17 protein-coding genes are annotated in these 20,460 nt (G+C 68.5%); 14 read left to right on the top strand and 3 right to left on the bottom strand.

Annotation, left to right across the window (positions count from 1 at the left end; genetic code table 11):
* The 4 genes from V7Q48_RS10760 to cobT form a co-directional block, all read left to right on the top strand.
* A partial coding sequence (locus V7Q48_RS10760; RefSeq protein WP_333838062.1) for a TadE/TadG family type IV pilus assembly protein occupies nucleotides 1–464 on the top strand: 464 nt, incomplete at its 5' end.
* 16 nt (nucleotides 465–480) lie between these two features.
* Complete coding sequence (locus tag V7Q48_RS10755; protein ID WP_333838060.1) at nucleotides 481–2,118, top strand: TadG family pilus assembly protein; 1,638 nt, start codon at nucleotides 481–483, stop codon at nucleotides 2,116–2,118.
* Nucleotides 2,119–2,258: 140 nt separating this feature from the next.
* Nucleotides 2,259–2,912: a fructose-6-phosphate aldolase gene (gene fsa / locus V7Q48_RS10750; protein WP_333838058.1), complete on the top strand. Its 654-nt coding sequence runs from the start codon at nucleotides 2,259–2,261 to the stop codon at nucleotides 2,910–2,912.
* Nucleotides 2,913–2,968: 56 nt separating this feature from the next.
* Nucleotides 2,969–4,789 carry a cobaltochelatase subunit CobT gene (gene cobT / locus V7Q48_RS10745; RefSeq protein ID WP_333838056.1) on the top strand — a complete coding sequence of 607 codons (1,821 nt, stop codon included), beginning with the start codon at nucleotides 2,969–2,971 and terminating at the stop codon, nucleotides 4,787–4,789.
* A 372-nt stretch (nucleotides 4,790–5,161) separates the two neighbouring features.
* Here cobT and V7Q48_RS10740 read toward each other — a convergent pair whose 3' ends face one another.
* Entirely contained in the window at nucleotides 5,162–5,578 is a 417-nt protein-coding gene (locus tag V7Q48_RS10740; RefSeq protein ID WP_333838054.1) for a MerR family transcriptional regulator, read from the bottom strand.
* A 182-nt stretch (nucleotides 5,579–5,760) separates the two neighbouring features.
* On the opposite strand from V7Q48_RS10740, the gene V7Q48_RS10735 reads away from it, so the two are divergent.
* On the top strand, nucleotides 5,761–7,194 hold the full coding sequence (locus tag V7Q48_RS10735) for a hypothetical protein (RefSeq protein ID WP_333838052.1): 1,434 nt from the start codon (nucleotides 5,761–5,763) through the stop codon (nucleotides 7,192–7,194).
* Between the two features lie 85 nt (nucleotides 7,195–7,279).
* On the top strand, nucleotides 7,280–8,752 hold the full coding sequence (cysS, locus tag V7Q48_RS10730; protein WP_333838050.1) for a cysteine--tRNA ligase: 1,473 nt from the start codon (nucleotides 7,280–7,282) through the stop codon (nucleotides 8,750–8,752).
* 37 nt (nucleotides 8,753–8,789) lie between these two features.
* Here cysS and V7Q48_RS10725 read toward each other — a convergent pair whose 3' ends face one another.
* Nucleotides 8,790–9,470: an RBBP9/YdeN family alpha/beta hydrolase gene (locus tag V7Q48_RS10725; RefSeq protein ID WP_333838048.1), complete on the bottom strand. Its 681-nt coding sequence runs from the start codon at nucleotides 9,468–9,470 to the stop codon at nucleotides 8,790–8,792.
* A 254-nt stretch (nucleotides 9,471–9,724) separates the two neighbouring features.
* Here V7Q48_RS10725 and V7Q48_RS10720 point away from each other — a divergent pair, with 254 nt between their 5' ends.
* The 5 genes from V7Q48_RS10720 to V7Q48_RS10700 all read left to right on the top strand — a co-directional run bounded on the left by V7Q48_RS10720 (nucleotide 9,725) and on the right by V7Q48_RS10700 (nucleotide 14,345).
* Entirely contained in the window at nucleotides 9,725–10,501 is a 777-nt protein-coding gene (locus tag V7Q48_RS10720) for a polysaccharide deacetylase family protein (RefSeq protein WP_333838046.1), read from the top strand.
* A 20-nt stretch (nucleotides 10,502–10,521) separates the two neighbouring features.
* Complete coding sequence (locus V7Q48_RS10715; RefSeq protein ID WP_333838045.1) at nucleotides 10,522–11,643, top strand: glycosyltransferase; 1,122 nt, start codon at nucleotides 10,522–10,524, stop codon at nucleotides 11,641–11,643.
* Nucleotides 11,644–11,728: 85 nt separating this feature from the next.
* Nucleotides 11,729–12,628 carry a hypothetical protein gene (locus V7Q48_RS10710; RefSeq protein ID WP_333838043.1) on the top strand — a complete coding sequence of 300 codons (900 nt, stop codon included), beginning with the start codon at nucleotides 11,729–11,731 and terminating at the stop codon, nucleotides 12,626–12,628.
* Nucleotides 12,625–13,173, top strand: coding sequence for a DUF2141 domain-containing protein (locus V7Q48_RS10705; protein WP_442947124.1), 549 nt, complete (start codon nucleotides 12,625–12,627; stop codon nucleotides 13,171–13,173). Before V7Q48_RS10710 ends, V7Q48_RS10705 begins: the two co-directional genes overlap by 4 nt.
* The gene (locus V7Q48_RS10700) at nucleotides 13,173–14,345 is read left to right on the top strand and encodes a glycosyltransferase (RefSeq protein WP_333838042.1); all 1,173 of its coding nucleotides are present in this window, start codon (nucleotides 13,173–13,175) and stop codon (nucleotides 14,343–14,345) included. Before V7Q48_RS10705 ends, V7Q48_RS10700 begins: the two co-directional genes overlap by 1 nt.
* 49 nt (nucleotides 14,346–14,394) lie before the next feature.
* Here V7Q48_RS10700 and V7Q48_RS10695 read toward each other — a convergent pair whose 3' ends face one another.
* Nucleotides 14,395–14,706: a 5'-nucleotidase gene (locus tag V7Q48_RS10695; RefSeq protein ID WP_333838040.1), complete on the bottom strand. Its 312-nt coding sequence runs from the start codon at nucleotides 14,704–14,706 to the stop codon at nucleotides 14,395–14,397.
* Between the two features lie 115 nt (nucleotides 14,707–14,821).
* On the opposite strand from V7Q48_RS10695, the gene V7Q48_RS10690 reads away from it, so the two are divergent.
* From V7Q48_RS10690 to V7Q48_RS10680, 3 genes are read left to right on the top strand one after another with little or no spacing between them, the layout of a single operon-like run.
* Nucleotides 14,822–16,303 (top strand): DUF4403 family protein, encoded by a 1,482-nt coding sequence (locus V7Q48_RS10690; RefSeq protein WP_333838038.1) that lies wholly within the window; start codon nucleotides 14,822–14,824, stop codon nucleotides 16,301–16,303.
* Nucleotides 16,304–16,326: 23 nt separating this feature from the next.
* Nucleotides 16,327–17,025, top strand: coding sequence for a trimeric intracellular cation channel family protein (locus V7Q48_RS10685; protein ID WP_333838037.1), 699 nt, complete (start codon nucleotides 16,327–16,329; stop codon nucleotides 17,023–17,025).
* Nucleotides 17,026–17,064: 39 nt separating this feature from the next.
* Complete coding sequence (locus tag V7Q48_RS10680; RefSeq protein WP_333838035.1) at nucleotides 17,065–20,460, top strand: transglutaminase family protein; 3,396 nt, start codon at nucleotides 17,065–17,067, stop codon at nucleotides 20,458–20,460.

The following is a 20,460-nucleotide window of genomic DNA, read 5'->3' as shown; positions in this document are numbered from 1 at the left end:
TCCCCCCGGCCGTTAGACAGGCCCCGCCCCCCGCCGCCGCCACACCCCATGCCGGCCGCCTTCCCTTCATCTCGCGCCTCATCCGCGACACCACCGGCACCGCGGTGATCGAGACCGCGATCATCATGCCGGCGCTGATCATGCTGGTGTACGGCGCGATCAGCTGGGGCGTGTGGTTCGGCATGGCCCATGCGCTGCAACAGGCCGCCAACGAAGGCGCCCGCGCCGCGCTCGAGGGCATGAACGCCAGCGAGCGCACGAGGCTCGTCAAGCGCGCCATCACCGCCAACACCGGGACACTCATTTCCGCGAGCGGCGTGAAGCTGGCCACCTCGCTGGTCGATCGCAACTTTACCGTGGTGCTGCACTACGACCTCTCAAACCAGCCGTTCTTTGCCGAAAGCCTCGTGCCGATCCCGGTGGCGATCCACCGCACCGCCACCGTGCAGCTTTACGGCGCCTGAGCGAGGAGCGACCACCATGCGGATGTTCCTGCGCCGGCTGGCCCGAGACACCGATGCCGCCTCCACCATCTTCTTCGGCCTCGCACTCACCACGCTGATGGGCACGAGCGCGCTGGCGGTCGACTTCGGCTCGATGGTCTTGGCCAAGCGGCGCCTTCAGGGCATCACCGACGCGGCGGTGCTCTCGGCGCTGGGCAGCGATGCCGCCGGCCGCAACGCGGCGATCCGGGCCTCGATCGCCGCGAGCGGGGCACGCAACGTCGGCGTGGCGCTGGTCCAGCCCGGCCGCTACACCCGCGACGCCGCCGTCGACCTCGACCAGCGCTTCACCAGCGACCCGTCGGCGACCGGCGCCCTGCGGCTGACACTGCGCCAGGACGTGCCGTTGTTCTTCGGCACCTTGCTAACCGGCCGGCCGACGACGCAGGTCGCCACGACCGCCACCGCGGCGCGCGCCGATGCCGCCGCCTTCTCGCTCGGCTCGCAGGCGCTCGCGGTCTCGAACGGCATTCCCGCCGCGCTGCTTTCAGCGCTCGCCGGCACCAATCTCATGCTCACCGCCGACGATACCGTGCGCCTGTCCGGCTCGTCGGTCCAGGTCGCGCGCTTTGCCGACGCGCTGCGCGTGCAGGTGGGCAAGCCGCAGGCGACCTTCGGCGAAGTGTTCGGCAGCCAGCAAAACCTGTCCGACGTCGTCAGCGCGGCTGCGACCGCCTCGGTCGATTCGCAGACGGCCCGCCTGCTCGCGAGCGTCGCCAACCAGGTCCAAGGGCAGGTCCGCGTCGGCGACATCATCGACCTCGGCAAGTTCGGACAGGACGATTTCGTCGATGGCCGGTTCACCGCCAGCGTCGACAGCTATACCCTGCTGCGCTCGTTGCTGCAGGGCGCCGACAGCCGCTCGCAGCAGGTGTCGCTCGGCCTCACCCTGCCCGGCCTCGCCTCGGTCAACGCACGCATCGCGGGCGGGCCCGGAACCGTCCATTCGCCGTTGCTCAGCGTGACCGACGCACAGACCGTGACGCTGCGCACCGGGCAGACCCGCATCGCGCTCGATGCCCGCGCCGGCGTCGCCGGCATCCCCGGTCTGGCGACGCTGGACGTACCGCTGTTCGTGGAAATCGCGCTCGCCACCGCGCGGCTCTCGGCGGTCACCTGCAACGGGCAGGCAGGCTCGGACCGGGTCTCGCTATCGGTCGTGCCCTCGGTCGGCACGGCCGCGCTCGCAAGCTACGACCGCACGCGCATGACCGACATGACCAGCCCGATGCCGCTTGGCACGGCGACGCTCGCCAACATCACGCTGCTCAAGATCAACGGCTATTCGAACGTCGCGCTGGGCGGCACGCATGCGCAGACCGTGACGTTCTCGCGCGCCGAGATCGACCGCCGCGCGGTGCGACAGGTGGTGACCGACGACATCGTCACCGGCATCGCCGCCTCCGTGCTGCGACAGACCAAGCTGACGGTCGCCACCGGCCTGCTGACGGTCAATGCCTCGCTGGTCACGAGTGCGGTCGGCACCACGCTCGGCACGCTCGGGCCGGGCCTCGACAGCGTGCTCAACGACCTCACCGCCGCGCTCGGGGTGCGGCTGGGCGCGGCCAATGTCGCGGTGGACCAGGTGCGCTGCGGCATGCCGGTGCTCATCTGACCATGCGCCAATGCCTCTTGATAGCGCTATCAATTGCCGCTTCCCAAGATTGCGGATGATGTGTCACAAGGCCTGACAGTCCGCGGCGCCTCGCCTATAGGGGCCGCGGAATCGCCTTCACCGCAGGAAAGCTCGCACCCATGAAGTTCTTTGTCGACACGGCCGACACCGCCGAAATCGCCGATCTTGCCGCCACCGGCCTGCTCGACGGCGTCACCACCAACCCCACCCTGATCGCCAAGTCGGGCCGCGACTTCATCGAGGTGACCAAGGAAATCTGTGGCCTGACGCATGGCCCGGTCTCCGCCGAAGTCGTCGCCCTCGATCACGAGACGATGATGCGCGAGGCCGAAATCCTGCGCAAGATCGCCGACAACGTGTGCATCAAGGTGCCGCTGACCGTCGACGGCCTCAAGACCTGCAAGAAGCTGACCGGCGACGGCACGATGGTCAACGTCACGCTGTGCTTCTCGGCCAACCAGGCGCTGCTCGCCGCCAAGGCCGGCGCCACGTTCATCTCGCCCTTCGTCGGCCGTCACGACGACAACGGCTTCGACGGCATGGACCTGATCCGCGACATCCGTCTGATCTACGACAACTATGCCTTCGAGACCGAAATCCTCGTCGCCTCGATCCGCCACGGCGTTCACGTGCTGGAAAGCGCGCGCATCGGCGCGGACGTGATCACCGCCCCGCCGGCGGTCATCAAGGGCTTGTTCAAGCACGTCCTGACTGACAAGGGTATCGAAGGGTTCCTTGCAGATTGGGCCAAGACCGGCCAATCTATCGGTTGATGATGACCGATGCGCCCCGGCCGCCGTGCCGGGGCGCCTGACTTACTGGACCTGACTTGGCTGCCGAATCCCCCCTCGATACCTTCCGTTCCGTGCTCACCGGCGCCTCGCGCGCGATTGCCGAGCAGCCCGAGGTGGAAGTGGCCTGGACCTCGGACCAGGCGAGCCAGACCGGCAAGCTGATGCGCGTGCCCATGCCCGGCCGTGCCCTGCCCGAGGCGCAAGTCGCCGAGGCGCGCGGCGCCGCGGATTCGATGGCGCTGCGCCTGAGGCACCATAACGAGAGCATCCACCAGGCCGGCGCGCCCGCCGACATGCTCGCCCGCGCCTGCTACGACGCGGTCGAACGCGTCCGCTACGAGGCGCTCGGCTCGGACGGTTACGCCGGCACGCGCGAAAACCTGGGCGCCGTGACCGCGCTGCGCGTCGCCGCCGATCCGATCTCGCGCGCGACCAAGCCCGAGGAAGTGCCGCTGCCCACCGCGCTCTCCCTCATCCTGCGCGAAAAGCTGACCGGGCAGCCGGTGCCGGCGCTGGCGAAGGTCGGCACCGACATGGTGCGCAGCTGGATCGAGGCACGCGCCGGCGAGGACATCGCGCGGCTGGGCGAGACGCTGGACGACCAGAAGGCCTTCCAGAATCTGGCGCTCAGCATGCTCGGCCATCTCGACCTCACGCAGGCCGCCGCCCCCGAGGATAACGAGAGCGAGGACAGCGAAGACGAGAACGAGGAAGACGACGGCACCGAAAAGCCCGAGGAAGCTGAAAGCTCGGCCGACGAACAGCAGCCGATCGAGCAGGCTGGCGACACCTCGGAAGGCGACGACGAGGGCGACCCGCAGGAGGACATGGACCGCCCGGACGACGCCGCCGACGCCGACATGGCCGACGAGGGCGAGGACGGCATGCTGCCCACCCGCCCCAATCGGCCGTGGACCGAGCTGCCCGAAGACTTCGACTACAAGAGCTACACCACCCGCTTCGACGAGGTGATCGCGGCCACCGACCTGTGTGACGAGGTAGAGCTGACGCGTCTGCGCGCCTATCTCGACACGCAGATGAAGGGGCTGCAAAGCGTGGTCACGCGGCTTGCCAATCGGTTGCAGCGTCGCCTCATGGCCGCGCAGAACCGCAGCTGGGACTTCGACCAGGAAGAAGGCCTGCTCGACGCCGCCCGCCTCGCGCGCGTGGTGATCGCGCCGGGGCACTCGCTGTCGTACAAGATCGAGCGCGATGTCGAGTTCAAGGATACCGTCGTCACGCTGCTGATCGACAATTCCGGCTCGATGCGCGGCCGGCCGATCTCGATCGCCGCGATCAGCGCCGACATTCTCGCGCGTACGCTAGAGCGTTGCGGGGTGAAGACCGAAGTGCTCGGCTTCACCACCCGTGCGTGGAAGGGCGGGCAATCGCGCGAGGCCTGGCTCGCCGGTGGCAAGCCCGCACATCCCGGCCGCCTCAACGACCTGCGCCACATCGTCTACAAGAAGGCCGACGAGCCGTGGCGCCGCGCCCGCAAGAACCTCGGCCTGATGATGCGCGAGGGTCTGCTCAAGGAAAACATCGACGGCGAGGCGCTGCTCTGGGCGCACACCCGCCTGCTCGCCCGGCCCGAGGATCGCCGCATCCTGATGGTGATCTCCGACGGCGCGCCGGTCGACGACAGCACGCTCTCGGTCAACCACGCCGGCTATCTCGAGCAGCACTTGCGCCGCGTGATCGAGTGGATCGAGAAGCAGAGCCCGGTACAGCTGGTCGCCATCGGCATCGGCCACGACGTGACGCGCTATTATCGCCGCGCCGTGACGATCATGGACGTCGAGCAACTGGGCGGCACGATCGTCGAGCAGCTGGCCGACCTGTTCGAAGTGGACTGATGAGCGTTGATCCGAGAACCGTTCTGTCGCCCCGGTCACGGCTGAAATCGCTGCACGTCGTTCTTCGTTGGGCAAAAGACTGGTCTCTTGCACTGGGAACGTGGGACGATCACGACAACCGGGTGTTGCTGATAAGGTGGAACGGAAACGAAAACCGACCGTCGGGCAACCCAGTGTCGCACGGCTACCCTACCTGGTTTGTAATGCCGCCGGATTTTCATAGCACAGCGCTAGCACACGTTGCCGAACCAAACCGTTCAAAGGCGATGTCGTGGTTAACTGGCGGCAATCCATCAGACTGGAACCAACCATCATCACCGCAAGAATGACATCGCTTCAGATGATGCAAATGGCCTACCAAGTATAGCGTCCTCACCCCTCGAAAGCGGAGAGGATCGGGCACGGACCGCCGCTGCCCGTGGCGCAATCGTCGACGAGGCGGCCGAGCGCGGCGCGCGCGTTGGTCAATTCCTCGATCCGCGCGTCGAGCGCGGCCAGCCGCGCCGTCGCCACGGCCCGGACTTGTGCCCGATCGGCCTGGGCGTCGAGTTGCAGCAGCCCGCCGATCTCCTCGAGCGAGAACCCGGCGGTCTGTGCCGAGCGAATGAAGCGCAGACGGCGCAAGTCTTCCGCACCATAGCGGCGGACCACCGCACTGCCGGTGCCGCGTGGCGGGCAATCGAGCAATCCACGCCGCTGGTAAAAACGGATCGTCTCGACCCCCACCCCGCCAAGGCGCGCGAGCGTGCCGATCGTCATCGCCCGCGTGGCACCCTGCACATCGTTCATCACTTCACCACTCCGTCACCCCGGGCGAAGACCCGGGGTCCCGCTTTGAAACCTCGAGCGCCGCCAGTGAAAGCGGGATCCCGGGTCTCCGCCCGGGATGACGACGCTATGCTCATCATTACCTGGCGCCCTATCAATCAAACCTTGACTCTGTACCGTGGTACGGAGGGTAAATGCCGCGCATGACCAGTTTCGACAAGTCCGCATTTCCCCTCGCCCTGGCCTTTGCCGCCATTGTGGCCGGCGCGCCCATGGCTGCCGGCGCGCAGACTGCCGACCCCGCCATGCCCATGGATCACACGATGCCCATGGACCATGCCATGCCGATGGACCATGCCATGCCGATGGACCATGCCATGCCGATGGACCATGCCATGCCGATGGACCACAGCGCGCACGACATGGCCGGCATGGACGCCATGCACGGGATGAAGGGCATGCTCGGGCCCTATAGCATGATGCGCGACGCCTCGGGCACTGCATGGCAGGCGGATTCGGCGCCGATGCAGGCGATCATGGGCCACACCGGCGATTGGTCGACGATGATCCACGGCATGGTCACGCTGATCTACGACAAACAGGGCGGCCCGCGCGGCGCGGACAAGACCTTTTCCACCTCGATGCTGATGGGCATGGCGCAACGCCCGCTCGGTGGCGGCACGCTCACATTGCGCGGCATGGGCAGCCTCGACCCGCTCATGGGTCGCAGCGGCTATCCGCTGCTGCTGGCGACCGGCGAGACGGCGGACGGCCGCACCCCGCTGATCGATCGCCAGCATCCCCATGACGCGCTGATGGAACTGTCGGCCACCTATTCGCATCCGCTGACCGACGGGCTCAGCGGCTTCGTCTACGCCGGTATGCCAGGTGAGCCAGCGCTGGGGCCGGTCACTTTCATGCACCGCTTTTCGGGGATCGCGAATCCCGAAGCACCGATCGCGCATCACTGGCTGGATTCGACGCACGTCACGTTCGGGGTCGTCACGGCCGGGCTCACCACGCGCCGCGTCAAGCTCGAAGGATCGGTGTTCACCGGGCGCGAACCGGACCAGAAGCGCTGGAATTTCGACAAGCCCCGGTTCGACAGCTGGTCGGCCCGCGTGACGTTCAATCCGACCGACAACCTCTCGTTGCAGGTCAGCCATGGCTATCTCAAAAGTCCCGAGCAGCTGACGCCCGACGACAATGAGCATCGCACCACCGCTTCGGCCACCTGGAATCGCGCGCTGGGGCCGGGCCGCACCTGGCAGACGACCTTTGCCTGGGGGCGCAATCGTCACAGCGGCGGCGATCACCACGCTGCTCAGGATGAGGCGCCGAGCGATGCCTTCCTGCTCGAGAGCGCGCTGCAATGGCGCCGCTGGACCGCGTTCGGCCGCGCCGAGAACGTCGACAAGGACGAACTCTTCCTCGAACCCGACCCACTCGCCGGCCAGCGCTTCAACGTCAGCAAGCTGACGCTCGGCGGCTATCACAGCGTCCCGCTCGGCCCGCTCGCCTTCGATCTCGGCGGGCTCGTCAGCGGCTACGCCCTGCCCCATGCGGCAGAGGCGCGATACGGCGGGCATCCCACCAGCTTCATGCTGTTCACCCGGCTGCGGATCGTCGGCCGCTGAGCGCGACGGAAGACCGCCCCACCCGGCGCCTCCCGATACACAACCCGATTGACCGCGCGCCCCCCGGCGGGGCAAGGCGCAAGCCATGACCGATACCGCTGCCCCGCTCGTCCTGTTCAACAGCCTGACCCGTGCGCTCGAGCCGTTCGCGCCGGTCCATCCCGGCGAGGCGCGGGTCTATTCGTGCGGGCCGACGGTCTACAATTATCCCCACATCGGCAACATGCGCGCCTATGTCTTCGCCGACGTGCTCGGCCGCACGCTGACGTGGAAGGGTCTCAAGCTCACGCACGTCATCAACATCACCGACGTCGGCCACCTGACCGATGATGCCGATGCCGGCGAGGACAAGCTGGAGAAGGCCGCGCGCGCCAATGCGCAGTCGATCTGGGACATCGCGCGCCATTACACGCAGGCCTACTGGGCCGACATCGCCGCGCTCAACATCCGCCAGCCCGCACACTGGTCGATCGCCACCGACTACGTGCCGGCGATGATCGAGTTCGCACAGTCGATCGCCGACAAGCACTGCTACGAGCTGCCCGGCGGCCTCTATTTCGACGTCTCGACCGTGGCCGACTACGGCCGCCTGGCCCGCGCCGCCACCGACGAGGGCGAAGGCCGGATCGAGCAGGTCGAGGGCAAGCGCCACCAGGCCGACTTCGCGATCTGGCGCAAGACCCCCGCCGGCGAGACCCGCCAGATGGAATGGGACAGCCCCTGGGGCAAGGGCGCGCCGGGCTGGCATCTCGAATGCTCGGTCATGTCGGGCAAGCTGCTAGGCTTCCCCTTCGATATCCACACCGGCGGCATCGACCACCGCGAGATCCATCACCCCAACGAGATCGCGCAGAACCAGGCGTTCTGCTGCGCCGGCAGCCTTTCAGACGCGGCCAATTCGGGCGCGAACGTGTGGATGCACAACAACTTCCTGGTAGAACGCTCTGGAAAGATGAGCAAATCCTCGGGCGAGTTCCTGCGCCTGCAACTGCTGATCGACAAGGGCTATCATCCCCTCGCCTATCGCCTGCTGTGCCTGCAGGCGCACTATCGCAGCGAGCTGGAGTTTTCGTGGGAGGGTCTGGGCGCCGCGCTCACGCGCCTCAAGCGCATGGTCATGGCGGTCAGCCAGCTGCGCGAGCGCGCCGGCGAAGGTGTGGCTGCCGCGGACTGGGCGCAGCACCCCAAGGTCGCGCCGCTCTTGGCCCGCTTCGATGCCGCGATCAGCGAGGACCTCAACACCGCAGTCGCGCTGACCGTGCTCGACGAGGTAATCGCGCTCAAGAAGATCGACGCGGGCGTCAAGCTGGCCGCGATCACGGCACTCGACGACGTGCTCGGGCTGGGTCTTGCCCACCTGACGCGCACCGACCTGCGCCTGCGTCCGGTGGCGGCGACGATCGACGAGGCGGAGATTGCCGCCATCGTCGACCAGCGCGCCGCCGCCCGGGCCGATAAGGACTTCAGCCTCAGCGACGCGCTGCGCGATCGGCTGGCCGAGCAGGGCGTCGAGGCGATGGACGGCGACCCGCTCGGCTGGGACTGGCGCCTCGGCTGATCGCCGGGCGCTACCCACACCATCGAGAGCGGCGCGATCAGGCCCCCAAGCGGCGCAGCGCCGGATCGAGCGTCGGGCGCGGGATGGGCGTGTAGCGCGCCGGTGCGTCGTCGAGCGAGAGCGGCCGGGGCAGCAGCCGGTTGAGCAGCAGGCGTCCAAACGCCCAGTCGCCAAGCGCGGAATCGGCGTTGATGTGGCCCACGGCGCCGGCGTCGGCATAGCGGGCGCCCCATTGCCGCGCGATCCGCCGCGTCGCACCCGGCGTGGCATAGGGATCGTCGCGGCTGCCGACCACGATCGAGGGAAACGGCAGCTCGTGCGACGGCAGCGGCGCGAACCGCGTCAGCCGGCGATCCTTGACCGCGTCCTCGACCTCGGGCGGCGCGACCAGCAGCGCGCCGATCACCGGTTGTTCGCGCGGCCCGCTGGCCAGCCGCTCGTATTCGGCCCACCACGCCACGGCCATGCAGCCCAGGCTATGCGCGACCAGCACCACTGGCCGTTCGGCGACGGCGTGCGCGCGCTGGATCGCCAGCGCCAGCTTGTTGACCCAGGTGTTGCGATGGGGATCGTCCCACAGCCCCAGATCGACGCGATGGCAGTCGGGCAGCGTCTGCTCCCAGCGGGTTTGCCAGTGCTCGGGGCCGGAATTGCAGAGGCCCGGCACGGTCAGGATGACCGGATCGGCGCGCTGCGAAACAGCATGTTCATGCGCCATACAAGCTCTCCCTCGAAAAGACGCCGCTGACCGACTCGCCATGGCATCGTGAAGCCTTCGAAACGTAACTCAACCGCCGCGATAGACAATTGACGATCGCTCAAGCGACGCGGGCCTGCGCCGATCCGCGCAGGGCCGGTTCGCGAGGGCGTCGCGGGGCGAACCGCCTGCCCCGTTGCAATTTGCCCCGGATTGCAGCAGGCCCCGCAGCGCCTGTACCGACAAGCCTCACCCAGGAACCGTAGCGCCGCCGCATGACCGCCCACGAAACTTCCGAACCCCGCCGCCGGCTGCTGGCCTCGATTCACGACGTCAGCCCGCGATTCGAGCGCGAGGTCGACCAGTTGGCCGAGCGTCTGAGCGGCCATCTCGGCACCGGGCGGTTTGCCATGCTGGTCATTCCCGATCACTGGCGCAGCGCGCCCCTGGCCGGCAATGCCGCGTTCCAGGCGCGGCTGCGCGGCTGGGCCGACATGGGGATCGAGATGTTCCTGCACGGCTGGTGCCACAAGGACGAGACCCCGGCGACCGAGGGGCTGGCCGGCTTCAAAGGCAAGCACATGACCGCCGGTGAGGGCGAGTTCCTCAACCTGCCCTACGAGCAGGCCCGCGCGCGGATGGTCGAGGGCCGCGCGCTGGTCGAGGACATCTTGGGACGCCCGGTCACGGGGTTCATCGCGCCGGCCTGGCTCTATGGCGACGGCGCACACCGCGCGCTCGACGAGCTCGGCTTCGCGCTGGCCGAGGATCACATGAAGGTCTGGCGCCCCGGCAGCGGCGAAGTGCTGGCCAAGGGCCCGGTCATCACCTGGGCGAGCCGCAGCAAGGCGCGTATCCGGTCCTCGCTGTGGTTCTCCGCGCTGGCACGCCAGGCCCTGCCGCTCACCCGCACCGTGCGCGTGGCGGTTCACCCCGGCGACACCACCGTGCCCGCGCTGCTGACCTCGATCGACCGCACGCTGGCCGGTTTTGCCCGCACGCACCAGCCGTCGCGCTACGCTGGCCTCAGCGGCCCGGCCGGACTGTTTTGACGCATCGCGACCGGCGCGCCTTGCGCATCCTGACTTTCCTCCACAGCTTCGAGCCGGGCGGTGTCGAGCGGGTTGCACTGCGCCTGCATGGCGCGTGGCTGGCGCAGGGCGCGGATGCGCGGCTGGTATTCGGCCGCACCGGTGGCGCGATGCGCCGCGAATGGCCGGGCCTGGCGTTCGAGGTCTTCCCCGGCATCGGCGTGCCGACCTCCGCGTGGGAAACGCTGTGGATGATGTGCCGCCTGCCCGGCGCGATCCGCCGCCATCGCCCCGACGTGCTGTTCTGCGCAGGCAATTCCTATACCGTCGTCGCCGTGACGATGCGGCTGCTGCTCGGACGCCGCTGCCCGCCGATCCTCGCCAAGATCAGCAACGACTTGTCACGCGCCGACCTGCCCGCGCCCGCGCGGCCGTTCTACCGGCTATGGCTGCGCATCCAGGGGCGGATGCTTCACCGCCTCGTCGGCATGGCCGAGCCGATGCGCGCAGAACTGCAGACGCTGATGCATGCGCCCGCAAACCACGTCGCCATCATCGACGATCCCGCGCTCGACGAGGCCCAGGTCGCGGCCCTCGAGACGGCGCGGCACCAGCCTGCGATCCGCCCCGCCGGTTACACCGGTCGCCGCTTCCTCGCCATCGGGCGGCTCGCAGGGCAGAAGAACTTCCCGCTGCTGCTGCGGGCCTTTGCGCGCATGGCACGGCCGGATGATCGGCTGGCGATCCTTGGCGAAGGCGGTGCCCGGCGCAGCCTCGAGGCACTCGCCGCAGCGCTCGGCATCACGGACCGGGTTGCTCTGCCCGGCCACGTCAACCCGGTGGCCGATGCACTGCTGGCCGCCGATGCGCTGGTGCTGTCGTCGGACTACGAGGGCGTCCCCGCCGTCGTGCCCGAGGCGCTGGCGGCGGGCCTGCCGATCGTGTCCACCGATTGCAGCGTCAGCATGGCCGATCTGCTCGGCCATGGCCGCTTCGGCCTGCTCGTCCCCGTGCGGGACGAAGCCGCGCTTGCCGATGCGATGAACCGCATCGGTACCATGCCCTTCGACATCGACGCCGCGCGTGCGCAGGCCCGGCGCTTCACCGTCGAGATCGCCGCCCGGCGCTATCTCGAGGAAATGGAGCGCCTCGTCGATGGCTGATGCCTCCCCCGACAGCGGCGATGATAATCGCGATGGCGCCGCGCCCCGGTTCGCGGTAACGCCGCCTGCGGCTGAACGAGATACAATGACAACACCAGCGATTCCCGAAACCGCCCCCGTCGAGAGCGGCCTGCGCAAATGGAGCGCCTATCTGGGGCCGGTCGTCTCCGTGGCGATCCTGTGCGCCGTGCTGTACCAGTTGCGCCAGCTCAACTGGCCGATGGTCATCTCGATCATCCCGCGCTCGCCGACGATCTGGCTGGTGCTGGCCGCCAGCTATTTCGCCGGCCCGATCGCCGACTGGGTGATTTTCCGCAAGCTCTGGGGCATCCCGCTCTCGGGCCTTGCCCCCCTGCTCAAGAAGCTGGTCGGCAACGAACTTCTGCTCGGCTATGTCGGTGAAGTCTACTTCTACGACTGGGCGCGCCGCCATGTGAAGATGGAGGGCTCGCCGTTCGGCGCGGTCAAGGACGTGGCGATCCTGTCCGCGCTGGCCGGCAACATCACCACCATCGCCATGCTGGCGATCACCTGGCCGCTTATCAGCCCGCTCGGCTTCGGCGCCGACGGCAAGGTGCTGGTCGGCTCGATCGTGGTGGTGCTGGTCACCTCCGGCCTCATCATGTTCTTCCGCAATGGCCTGCTCAGCCTGCCGCGGCGCGACCTGTGGTTCGTGTTCAACGTCCACTCGGTCCGCATCATCGTCGGCACCGCGCTCTCCGCACTGGCCTGGCACCTCATTCTTCCTGAAGTGGGCATCGGCTCCTGGCTGCTGCTGTCCACGATCCGCCTGCTCCTCGCCCGCCTGCCCTTGATCCCGAACAAGGATCTCGCGTTCGCCGGCATTACCGCGCTTCTCGTCGGCCGCGAGGTTCAGACCGGGGTCATGATCGCCATGATATCCATGCTGATCGTCGCCACCCACGTCGTGCTGTTCATCGCGCTGATGCTGCTCGATCTGGTGCAGAAGGAGAAGAACGCGTGAAGAAGCTGGCCTTCCTCGCCCCCATACTGGCGCTGTCGTCGACGCCGCTGCCGGCGCTTGCCGCGCCGCTGCCGCCCTCGACGCCCGAGCTGGGCAAGGCCGAGGGACAGTGCCGCCCCGGCGAGAGCGGCCCCTCGTTCCAAGTCGAGGTGCTCGGCCTCAAGGATCATACCGGCAAGCTCAAGCTGGAAGTCTATCCCGCCAACGACGAGGATTTTCTCGCCGACGACAACGTCCTGGTCGCGGCCGGCAAGACCTTCCGCCGCGTCGAGATCGCAACGCCCGCCGATCCCACGCCGCGCCTATGCGTGCGGCTGCCGGGCCCCGGTCGCTATACCGTCTCGGTGCTCCACGACCGCGACAACAACCGCAAGTTCAACTGGCAGCGTGACGGCATCGGTTTCTCGGGCAATCCGCGCCTCGGCTGGTCCAAGCCCAAGGCGGCAAGCGCCTCCGTTACGGCGGGCAACGGGCCCACGCCGTTGCGGATCGTCATGAACTATCGTAACGGCCTGATGTCGGTGGGGCCAATCAAGGGTACGTGATGAAGCTTGTCGATGTCTGCGCATTCTACGCGCCCAAGGGCGGCGGCGTGCGCACATATGTCGATCGCAAGCTCAAGGCCGGCGCTGCGCTGGGTCACGATGTCACGGTCATCGCGCCGGGGCAGGAAGACCGGGTCGAGGAACGCGGGCCGAACGCGCGCATCGTCTGGCTGAAGAGCCAGCTCTTCCCGCTCGACTTCAATTACCGCTGGTTTTCCGACATTCCCGCGCTCTACGCCGCGCTCGATGCGCAGAAGCCCGACTTTGTCGAGGCATCCTCGCCGTGGCGCAGCGCCAGCGTGATCGCCGAATGGCCGGGCAGCACGCCGCGCGCGCTCATCATGCACGCCGACCCGCTGTCGGCCTATGCCTATCGCTGGTTCGACCCGGTCGCCACGCGTCCAACGATCGACAAGGCGTTCGAGCGTTACTGGCGCCACCTGCGCCGGCTCGATACGCGCTACGACATGATCGTCAGCGCCAGCGCCAGCCTTTCGGAGCGGCTGACCGGCGGCGGGCTGACCCGCGTGGTCACCAATCCGATGGGCGTCGATCCGGGGATCTTCACCCCGACCCTGCGCGATACGGCGCTGCGGCGCGGCATGCTCGAACTGTGCGAACTGCCCGAGGACGCGACGCTGTTGCTGGGCGTCGGCCGGTTCGCGCCGGAAAAGCGCTGGCCCATGCTGGTCGATGCCGTCACGGCTGCCGGATCGCGCCGCCCCGTCGGCCTCGTGCTGGCGGGCCAGGGCCGCGAGCGCAAGACGATCGAGCGGCGCATCGGCCAGAACCCGCACATCCGCGTGCTCGCGCCGATCACCCAGCGCCATGAACTGGCACGCGTCATGGCCAGCTGCGACGCCCTGGTCCACGGCTGCGAGGCCGAGACCTTCTGCATGGTCGCCGCCGAAGCGCGCGCCAGCGGCCTGCCCCTGATCGCGCCCGACCAGGGTGGCGCCAGCGACCAGGCCCGCGCCTCGAACGGCTGGATCTACGAATCCGCCAATACCGCCGCCGCGACCGACGCGATCGCCGAATACTGCGTCGCGCGCGAACTCGGCCTTGACGGCCCTCGCGCCGACCTGCCGCCCCCGCGCACGATGGACGACCACTTCCGCGAACTGTTCGCCAGCTACGAAGCGGTGCTGACGGGGCAGCGCCAGGCGGCCTGAACGACGGCCTCGTCCAGGGCGAGCGGACCTGGCTGGTCCGGACCTGCGATCAAAGACCGATCTTCAACGTCAGCATTGCCGCCGGCGCGCTCGCTCCGGGCAGGCTGCGTTGCACGGCCTCGGCACGCACGTTCACGCCCGGCGCCAGTTGGACTTGCGCCACGCCCGGCGCCGTTTCGAATTTCGTCAGCGGATGAACGCGAAATTGCTCGCGATCGACGGCACAGACCACGATCGCGCCATCGGCGGCAGGCTCGCCGCACTTGCGCTTGACCGGCGCGATCCGTGCCAGGTCGAAGGCGGCGGCAGACGGGTCGGCCGGGGCGGAAATGGCGGGTGGAGGCGCGGCAGCATCGGGCATCGGTCGTCGGCTCCCGCGGGCAAGATACTAGGATTGCATGCAAAATATGGCGCCTTTAGGGCGCAGGGAACCTGCGACGAAATGGGGCGTAGTTGCGCCAAACGGGGGTTTTTGGATGCAACGAAAGTATATCGCCGGCACTGTCTGCACGATGGCCGCGGTCGTCACGCTGGCCGCGTGTCATCGCCGCGCGGTCGATGCCGCGCCGCCCGTCGCGCATGATACCATCAGCGTCCCGCCCCAGTCCTCGACCATCGCTGTGCCCATCGTTGCCAATCTCGGCGAGTTGTCCGCCGCGCTCGAACGCGAAGTGCCGCGCTCGCTGTGGACGATCGACAAGCCCGGGCAGGACTGCATGGCCTCGAAGAAGGTCGACGTGCTCGGCGTCAAGATCAAGACGCCCCGCATCAAGTGCCACATCGTCGGCGAAGTCACCCGCGGCGCCATCGCGCTGTCCGGCCAGGGGCAGGACCTCGTGGTCACGCTGCCGATCCATGCCACCGTGCGCGCGCGTGATATCGCGGGCGTGCTCAAGCAGGAGACCGCTACCGGCGATGCCGTGGTGCGCGCTCATGTCCGCCTCTCGCTGACGCGCGAATGGAAACCGCGCGCCGCGCTGGACATCGCCTACGACTGGACCAACGAGCCGGGCATCGATTTCCTCGGCCAGCGGATCACCTTCACCAGCAAGGCCGACGCCAAGCTGCGCGGCGTGGTCGCGCGGCTGGAACGGACGCTGCCAGCCGAGCTCGACAAGCTGCACCTCGAGCGGCAGATCGACAAGGCCTGGCGCAGCGCGTTCACCTCGCTCGAACTCAACGAGGCCGACCCGCCCGTGTGGATGCGCGTGACCCCGCAATCGCTCGCCTATGGCGGCTATGCCGTCGAGGGGCGCAAGCTTATCCTGCGCCTCGGCATGCAGGCGCAGACCGAGACCTTCGTCGGCAAGCGGCCACCTGATCCGGCCTCGACGCCGCTGCCGCCGATGCAGCCGCTCAAGGGCCCGCCCGGCCGGCTGCGCTTCGTAATCCCGGTGATCGCCGACTACCGCGAACTGGAGCCGGTGATCCACAAGGCGTTGGTCAAGCGGCAGGCGCGGCCGTTCGATCTGCCCGGCCTCGGCGCGATCCGTGCGCAGTTCGGCAAGGTTACCGTCTATGGCACCACGGGCGGGCGGATCGCGGTGGGCGTAGCGTTTTCAGGCAAGAGCGACGACGGCACGATTGGCCCTGCCCATGGGACGGTGTGGCTCACCGGCACCCCGGTCAACGCCGCCAATTCGCGCGTGGTGAGCTTCGGCAACCTGGCCGTGTCGGGCGTGACGGACAGCACCGGCGGCGATGTCCTGCTCCAGCTCGCCAATGCGCCCGGGCTCTCGCAGACCATCGGCACCGCGCTGGCGCAAAACTTCGAGCGCGACTACGACAAGCTGATGGGCAAGATCGGCCGCGCAATCAGCGACAAGCGGACCGGCGATTTCCTTATTCGCGCCGCGATCGACGACGTAAAGACCGGGCAACTCAAGGCCGCCGGCCAGGGCCTCTACCTGCCGGTCGAAGGCACGGGCCGGGCGACGGTGGTTCTCGACATGCGGTGAGCGGGCGGGCAAGGATGCCGGCGATGCCGCTGATCCCTGCCCTGCCCACCCATCTTCCCGCGACGCTCGCTCCTGCGGTGGCACCGGCACTGCCGCATGTCATCGGCGTGCTGGATCTCGCCGGCATTGCGGTCTTTGCGATCTCGGGCGCGCTGGTGGCTGCGCAATTGCGCCAGACGCTGGTGACGATGTGCTTCTTCGCGGTCATCACCGGCGTCGGTGGCGGGTCTGTGCGCGACCTGCTGATCGGCGCGCCGGTGTTCTGGGTGCACGACCCTTTGGTGGCGCTGGTGTGCCTCGGGGTCGCGGTGCTGTGCTGGATCACTCCGCATCGCTGGTGGCAGGGCGCCGCACTCGAATGGGCAGACGCGATCGGCTTGGGCGCCTATGCCGTGCTCGGCACGACCAAGGCGCTGGCTTACGGCATCCCGCCGGTCCCCGCGATGATCATGGGCTGCATCACCGGCTGCATCGGCGGGGTGATCCGCGATGTCGTCGCGGGCCGGCCCTCGATCCTGATGCGCCCCGAACTCTATGTAACGGCCGCGGCACTGGCCTCGGCGATGTGTGCGGCGGGACAGGCCCTGCACTTGCCCAAGGGCTGGGTCTGGGCAGTCTCCGCCGCCGCCGGCTTCGCGCTGCGCGCTGCCGCAATCCGCTTCAAGCTGGCGATCCCGCCCTATGGCGGCGACCTTGCCGCCGCCGACGTCGAGCGCGATTGACGTTGCGGTGCAGCATTATTTGCGGCACCCTCCTCCGTCATGATCAAGGCCGGCCTGCACCACCTCACCCGCTATTCCTACGATCATCCGGTGCGGCTCGGCCCGCAGGTGATCCGATTGCGGCCTGCCGCGCACAGCCGCACCGCGGTGCCGAACTATTCGCTGAAGATCAGCCCGGCCAACCACTTCATCAACTGGCAGCAGGACCCTTACGGCAACTGGCTGGCGCGCGTCGTTTTTCCCGATCCGGTCGACCATTTCCAGATCGAGGTCGACCTGCTTGCCGATCTCGTCGTCATCAATCCCTTCGACTTCTTCGTCGAGGACTACGCCGAGACCTACCCCTTCGCCTATACCGCCGAGACGCGCACCGACCTCGCGCCCTGCTTCGAGACCGAGGCCCAGGGCCCGCTGTTCGAGGCGCTGCTGGCGCAGTTCACCGGCCACGAAGGCGGGACGATCGATTTCCTCGTGGCGATCAACCAGGCGGTCAACGCCCGGGTCGGCTACGTCATCCGCATGGAGCCGGGCGTGCAAACCCCGGAGGAGACGCTCGGCGTCGGCACCGGATCGTGCCGCGATTCGGCCTGGCTGCTCGTGCACCTGCTGCGCCGGCTGGGTTTCGCCGCACGCTTCGTCTCGGGCTATTCGATCCAGCTGACGCCCGATGTCGCGGCGGTCGACGGGCCGGCCGGCGTCGCCCGCGATGTCTGCGACCTCCACGCCTGGACCGAGGTGTTCATTCCCGGCGCCGGCTGGATCGGCCTCGATGCGACCTGGGGCCTGTTCGCGGGCGAAGGCCACATCCCGCTCTGCGCCACCCCGCATTATCGCACCGCCGCCCCGATCGAGGGCGCGGTGCTCGAGCCGGTAAAGTCCGACTTCCACTTTGACATGGACGTCTCGCGCATTGCCGAGGCGGTACGCATCACCAAGCCGTTCACCGATGCGCGCTGGGCCGCGCTCGACGCGCTCGGCGCACAAGTCGATGCCGATCTGGCTGCGCAGGACGTGCGCCTGACCATCGGCGGCGAGCCGACCTTCGTCGCCGATGGCGATTTCGAGGCGCCGGAATGGAACAGCGCCGCGGTCGGGCCGACCAAGGCCTGGTACGCCGACAGGCTGATCCGCAAGCTGCGCGACCATTTCGCGCCCGGCGCCCTGCTCCACCATGGCCAGGGCAAGTGGTATCCGGGCGAGAGCCTGCCACGCTGGGGCTATTCGATCTACTGGCGCCGCGATGGCGAGCCGGTCTGGCGCGATGCCAGCCTGATCGCCGGCGATCCGGCGCCCGCGGGGGAAGCACCGCGCGCGATCGACGCCGAGGCCGCGGAGAACTTCCTGCGCGAAACCGCGCTGACCCTGGGCGTGCCCGACGACAACGTCGCGCCGGTCTATGAAGACGCGCTCGAGTGGATCGTGCGCGAGGGCGAGTTGCCCGAGAACGTCTCGCCGCTCGACCCACAGCTGGAGGACCCCGAGGTCCGCCAGCGCTTCGTGCGCGCCTTCCAGCGCGGCTTGACGACCCCGGTCGGCTACGTCCTGCCCTTGCAGCGCCAGCAGCCCTGGCAGGGCCGCGCGATGCCCGGCCAGCGCAGCTGGTATTCGGAAAAGTGGCGGGTGAGGCGCGGCGCGCTCTTTGCGGTGCCCGGCGACAGCGCGCTGGGATACCGCCTGCCGCTCAGCGCCCTGCCCTCCGTCCCGCCCTCGGCCTATCCCTATATCCACCCGCGCGACACCGCCGAGCCGCGCGAGCCGCTCGCCGATTTTCGCAGCCAGGCGGCGGAACGCGGCAGCGAAACGCGCGAGGCGCTCGCCAGCCCGTCACCCATTCCCGCCGAGCAGGCGAGCCTCGCCGTCAAGGCCACTGGCCAGGCGCGCCAGTCGCGCGTCGAGCAGGTCGCGATCGAGGGCGCGGTGCGAACCGCCATAACGGTGGAGCCGCGTGGCGATCACTTGTGCGTCTTCATTCCCCCGGTCGAGGCGCTGGAGGATTACCTCGACCTCGTCGCCTCGATCGAGACGGTGGCCGAGGAAACCCGACTGCCGGTGCGGATCGAGGGCTATCCCCCGCCGCCCGACCCGCGGCTCATGGTGCTCAAGGTCACGCCAGACCCCGGCGTGATAGAGGTCAACATCCAGCCCGCCGCAAGCTGGGCCGAATCGGTCGAGATCACGCAGACGCTGTACGACTTCGCCCGCGAGGTCGGCCTGACCGCGGACAAGTTCATGGTCGACGGGCGTGCCACCGGCACCGGCGGGGGCAATCACATCGTGCTGGGCGGGCCGAGCCTGCTCGACAGCCCGTTCATCCGCCGGCCCGATCTGCTCAAGTCCTTCGTCATCTACTGGCAGCGCCACCCGGCGCTCAGCTACCTGTTCTCGGGCCTGTTTATCGGCCCGACCTGCCAGGCGCCCCGCATCGACGAGGCGCGCCACGACGGCTTGTACGAGCTGGAGATCGCGCTGGCGCAAGTGCCGGGGCCGGACCAGCCGCAGCCGCTCGCCTGGGTGGTCGACCGCCTGTTCCGCAACCTGCTGGTCGACGTGACCGGCAACACGCACCGCACCGAGATCTGCATCGACAAGCTGTTCTCGCCCGACGGGCCGACCGGGCGGCTCGGCCTCGTCGAGTTCCGCGGCTTCGAGATGCCGCCGGATGCGCGCATGTCGCTTGCCCAGCAACTGCTGCTGCGCGCGCTCTGTGCCTGGTTCTGGCGCCAGCCGGTGGATGGGCCGCTGGTGCGCTGGGGCACGCAACTGCATGACCGCTTCATGATGCCGCACTTCGTCTGGGCCGATTTCCTCGACGTGCTCACAGACCTGCGGGGCACCGGCTACGACTTCGACCCCGCGTGGTTCGAGGCGCAGCGCCAGTTCCGTTTCCCCGTCCACGGCGCGGTATCGGGCGGCGGGGTCCACCTGGAGATCAGCCATGCTCTGGAGCCGTGGAACGTGCTGGGCGAGACCGGCGCGATCGGCGGCACCGTGCGCTATGTCGACAGCTCGACCGAGCGTCTGCAGGTCCGCGCCGAGGGCCTCGTCCCGGGGCGTCACGTCGTGACCTGCAACGGCCGCCGCGTGCCGATGACGCCGACCGGCACCCCCGGCGAGGGCGTCGGCGGGGTGCGCTACAAGGCATGGTCGCCGGCGAACTGCATGCATCCGATGATGCCGCCGCATGCGCCGCTGACCTTCGACATCCTCGATACCTGGAGCGGGCGTTCGCTCGGCGGCTGCGTCTATCACATCGCACATCCGGGCGGCCGCAGTTACGACACCGTGCCCGTCAATGGCTACGAGGCCGAAGCGCGGCGCAAGGCGCGGTTCCAGGATCACGGCCATTCGCCCGGCCCGGTGGCTGTCCCCGCACCCGAGTACCCCAGCGAATTCCCGCTGACGCTCGACCTGCGCCGTCCCGCCGGCCTGCCCTGA

This window comes from Novosphingobium sp., assembly GCF_036803765.1.
In the GTDB taxonomy this organism is placed as follows: Bacteria; Pseudomonadota; Alphaproteobacteria; order Sphingomonadales; family Sphingomonadaceae; genus Novosphingobium.
This window is presented reverse-complemented; position numbering and strand designations above follow the sequence as displayed.